General features: G+C 75.3%; 2 protein-coding genes. Both read right to left on the bottom strand.

The window, feature by feature from the left end; genetic code table 11:
* Positions 1-108: 108 nt before the first annotated feature.
* Entirely contained in the window at positions 109-939 is an 831-nt protein-coding gene (locus tag ACYVE9_RS26750; RefSeq protein WP_461030477.1) for a transglutaminase-like domain-containing protein, read from the bottom strand.
* A gap of 82 nt (positions 940-1021) precedes the next feature.
* A partial coding sequence (locus tag ACYVE9_RS26755; RefSeq protein ID WP_461030478.1) for a GNAT family N-acetyltransferase occupies positions 1022-1435 on the bottom strand: 414 nt, incomplete at its 5' end.

A 1435-nucleotide genomic window follows, 5' to 3' on the forward strand; every position in this document is an offset into this window, starting at 1 on the left:
AAAGCTGTCGCCCACATCACGAAGACCGCTCCTCGTCCCACCACGGGTTGTCGGCCCGACGCACGGTGAGGGTGCCGCGCCCGGCCGGACCGAGCGCCCTCCGGAGGTTCAGTTCAGCCGGGCGCGCGCCGCCTGTGCCTCCCGCCTGGCGGCTTCCGCCGCCGCCGGGTCCAGCGCGGAGACGGTCACCGCGAACCGCTCCAGCTCCCGGGCACCGGCCGCGAAGTCGCCCTGGTCCACGATCAGCCGGGCGCGTTCGTAGCGCAGCCGGGCCGACCGGTGCGGCAGCAGGAGCAGCAGCTCCACCGCCCACAGCTGCACCTGGGTGTACTCGGGGCGGGCCGCCGCCCAGGAGCGAATGTTGTTCAGCACCCGCCGCACGATCTCCAGCGGCTGGGCGGGTTGCAGCATCGCCGCCGTGAGCGGGCCGCCGGTGGCGCCCGCCACCAGCGTCTCGGCGTCCTCCGGGTCCAGCGGGCGTCCGCCGGCGAACGGGTCCACCAGCACGTGCTCACCGGCGGGGTCGCCGAATCCGACCACGAAGTGCCCGGGCAGCGCCACGCCGTACACGGGGGCGCCGGCCCGTCTGGCCACCTCCAGCCACACCACGGACAGCAGGATCGGCAGGCCCCGCCGCCGGCGCAGCACCTCACCCAGCAGCGACGACTCCAGGCGCTGGTAGTCACTCGGGGAGCCGCGGTACCCCTCCCGCTCACCCAGCAGGCGGGCCAGCGCCTCGGCCCAGGCCGCGGGGGAGCGGCCCCGCCCGTAGGGCAGCAGGCCGGTGAGCCGGTCCAGCTCGATCTGTCCCTCCACGACGGTCCGCTCCCCGCGGGCGGGTGCCAGCACCTCGCCGATCAGCAGGCAGAGCTGTGCGACGTCCGGCTGCGGGGACCGGGCCGCTTCGGCGAACCTCTCGCGTGCCGAGCTGTTGTCCATACCCGTACCGAACCGTCCTGTCGTGGTCTGAGGCCTTCCCGCCCGCTGCCGCACCCTTACCGGGCGGGGCCGGTCCGGCGCCTCAGCGCCGGGGGGCTCTCCAGTGCTGGTAGGAGTGGTGAGGGGCGAAACCCGTCCGGGAGTAGAGGGCCCGTGCCCCCTCATTGTCCGCCTCGACCTGGAGGTAGGCAGCCGAGGCGCCCTCGGTGAGGGCGCGTTCGGCCAGCGCGACCATCACCGACGTGGCCAGGCCCTCACGTCGCCGTGCCGGGTCGACCTCCACGGCGGCGAAGCCCGCCCAGCGGCCGTCGATCACGCAGCGCCCGGTGGCGGCCGGGGCGGCACCCGGCTCGGCGGCCGGGATCGTGGCGAACCAGACGGACGGGCCGCCGTTGAGTACCTGCCACACCCGCGGGTCGGGCGCGGTCAGGCCCCGGTAGCGCAGCAGCCAGTCGTCCCCCACCGAGCGGCTCAGCACCACGCGCGAGGTGTCCGC

The sequence above is a fragment of the Streptomyces sparsus genome (assembly GCF_054776295.1).